At 41.2% G+C, this 3097-nt stretch carries 2 protein-coding genes and 1 pseudogene; all 3 read left to right on the forward strand.

All coding sequences use genetic code 11. The annotated features are described in order from the left end of the window. Nucleotides 1-219 (forward strand): hypothetical protein (locus T525_RS16570; protein ID WP_037325639.1); only part of this gene is annotated, 219 nt, incomplete at its 5' end. A gap of 99 nt (nt 220-318) precedes the next feature. Beyond that, nucleotides 319-618, forward strand: coding sequence for a hypothetical protein (locus T525_RS0111185; protein WP_027407254.1), 300 nt, complete (start codon nt 319-321; stop codon nt 616-618). A gap of 138 nt (nt 619-756) precedes the next feature. Further along, nucleotides 757-3097, forward strand: a pseudogene (locus T525_RS0111190) (autotransporter outer membrane beta-barrel domain-containing protein); the annotation flags it as partial.

The raw sequence follows: 3097 nt of genomic DNA on the forward strand, positions 1-3097 counted from the left end.
TTTACGGGGGCTGATCCAAAGTTCACCTACGGCTACATTGGTAATGACACTGCTACCTATGAGCTGCAGGGACAGCAGGATAAGACCCATTTCATTATGTCTCTTGGAGGCGAGGCTGAATTTGCCCCTGGCTGGACTTTGGCCGGGGATTTGGCTCTCCAAAAGGGCAGCCACGATAAGGACATTATGGCAGCAGTTACCTTAAGAAGAATGTGGTAATTTTTTCATAACACTTTTCTTTGTTTAGGGATATAAAGGACAAGAGAAACAAAAAAATCTTATCGCTAATCTGACATGAAAAGAAAGGAAGTGTTTATTATGACAAAGGAAATCATGGATAAGGTAATGGACGATATGGAGCTCGATGCTGTTGTTGGTGGCGCAGGCTTTGTCTACATCAAAAAACGGGCTGATGGGAAATATGATGTTTTGGCATCAAGTATTGAATTGGATAAAAAACAAATCGAGGGACTTTTGGCAGGAAAATCACCGGATAGTCTTGGAATTACCAAGAGCATAAAGTTCCATCCTCATGTGGGCTTGCAGGCTAATAAACTGGCAGCAGTAAAGAAGGCACTGAACAAAATTTATAATGGTTGTACCTTCAAGAATATCTAATACATTTAATATATTAATTACTTATTCAGATGGAGTATTTAACTCCATCTGAATTTGGTTGAAAAATTTAAATATTGAATATGTTTAAAATATCAATAGGAGTAATTGCAACCATAATCTATCGTAAGGAGTGGTAGTATGAAAAAGTATCGAAAAATAACTAGAGCTCAACATAGTGCGCTGGTATCAGCCATTCTAATCGGATTAATGTCAATTACTCCCTATGCTGCAGCGAATGAAAGTGAATACCTGGCCACGGAGAGCCTCGATTATGATGGTAGGCAAATAGCCGAAATGATTTTTTTGAAGGAAGGTCAGGGAATAGGTACTAATCGTCAATGGATGGTTCCTAAGGCTGTATATGATTTACCTAATTCTCTTATTAAAGGTGCTGCAGACAGTGCGTCATACTGGACAGATATGTTGGGGCCTACAGCGAAGAATAAGGATCCTTGGCAGATTTTCGTCACCACTTATTGGGTAAGGAATGCATCCTCCAGTTCACTTAGTGTTGTCTCAGATGGAATCACGCCAATCAGAAGAAGCTACAAGAATACCGAACACTTTGTTTCTCAGCAATTACAAAATGGTAACCTATACGATGAGTTAACCTATGATAAGGCAAAAACTGGTGTACTGCCAGAGGGCAGCTATGCCTATACCCGTTTAAGGTTAGGGTATTATTACGGTGCCCAACGCAAAGGTGCTGACTATGGCTGGTGGCTGGATACTGATACGGTGCTCCCAACCAATGAGCAGGCCGTCAATTATGCAACAACTGTGCGACATGAGCTGGGACATGCGTTGGGGATTGCACTGAAAAGACGGACAAGTGGAGACAATATATATATTATGCCAGGGCTTACTGATGAAAAATCCTGGTCATTGCAGCTTTACGACCAGAATAACAACAAGGCCAAGCCTGGTATGCGAATTATAACTTCCGATCAATTTGAGGAACTGAAAGATGATAATCCAAGTATCTCACCAAAGGATTATTTCATTGTTGATAAGAAAGTCACAGATGAAGGTAATGGATTTGCTTATTTTTCTGGTAAAAACGTAGTTGATGCATTGGGTGGAGCAACCTTCTTTGGTCGTAGTGCTTTACCGGTAAATGGTTGGGAAGGTAAACGATTTGAAGGTTCCCATATCCAGACCTCTGGCATGATGAGTCATCGCAGCTATAGTAATTATACTGCATTTTTGGAAGCAGAGCTGGCTGCATTGCAGGATCTGGGATATAACATTGACCGCAAGGCATATTATGGCCGCTCCATCTATGGAAATGGTGGGACTATTAATAATACTCAAGGGTTCTTCGCCAGAAACGATGAGGGAACAGCATATCTTAACAATACCTACAGTGATGTGGCCTTGGGAATTGGGCTTCATATTTATGGCTATGGCAATAAGGTGACCCAGTCTGCAGATATTATGACCCTAGGTGATGGTGGTACCGGTATACGAGTGGATGGAATGGAAAACAAGCTGATTATTCCGGAGGACACGGAAATCCATGCAGATGGTTATCGGGGAAACGGCGTAATGATTTCCTATGGCCGCAATCAACAAGTGGACCAGGCTGGTACTGTTACTGCATTAGGTGAAGGCGGAACAGGAATCAGATTTGACTTTGGTTCCTCCCGTGGCGGAGCTGGTCATGAGTATCGTGGATCATATATTCGTTATAAACGTTGGGTTAATAGCAAGGACAGCGGACAGGAGCCTGGCTCAATTAGTAGAGCCAGCAATTATGATCTTACTTATAATATGAATGCCAATACCCGTAATGTGGCGATAGATGAGCTTGTAGGACCATTGGTTGATGATTACAATCTTTCTGGTAAATTGGCAGGCAGTGATGCAGCTATTTACATTGGTAAAAATGCTTTTGTAAAGAATATTAACATAAATAATGGTGCCAGCATACAAGGCAACATAATTTCTGACTGGAAACAGTTTGATGCCAAGGAATGTGAAGGTGCTTATGATAGTGACCAAAATAATCGGGATGTATTGCGTATTCAGTATAATGGTAACACAGGGGTAAGGGGCTATGATTACCATAACTATATCCCAGACCTGGTGACCAATCTAAATTTTAATAACAACAATATGACTTACAATGGCAATATTACCGGTGAAGATAATATGAAAATGAATGTAACTGGGGGCATTCTTAATTATAATGGTAAAGCCAATGTTGTAAATGTAACGGTGGCAAAGGATGCCGAGCTGTATGGTGGCGATTATACAGTTAATGATATGTCGGAAAAAATATCAAAAGATTTCAAAGATGACACCACAGGACAGTTTTTCAATCATGGTACCATTGGGGCAAAAAATGGTGATACCAGCATGAACATTAAAGGAAAATTGGTTTCTGATGGGTATCTGCAGGCCTATGACGGGGGCACAAAAGGACAGATTCTTGTAGACGGTGACGCCAATATTGAGGGCTCCACGGTTTTGGCAG

The organism is Anaerovibrio sp. RM50 (assembly GCF_000622005.1).
Lineage (GTDB): Bacteria > Bacillota > Negativicutes > Selenomonadales > Selenomonadaceae > Anaerovibrio.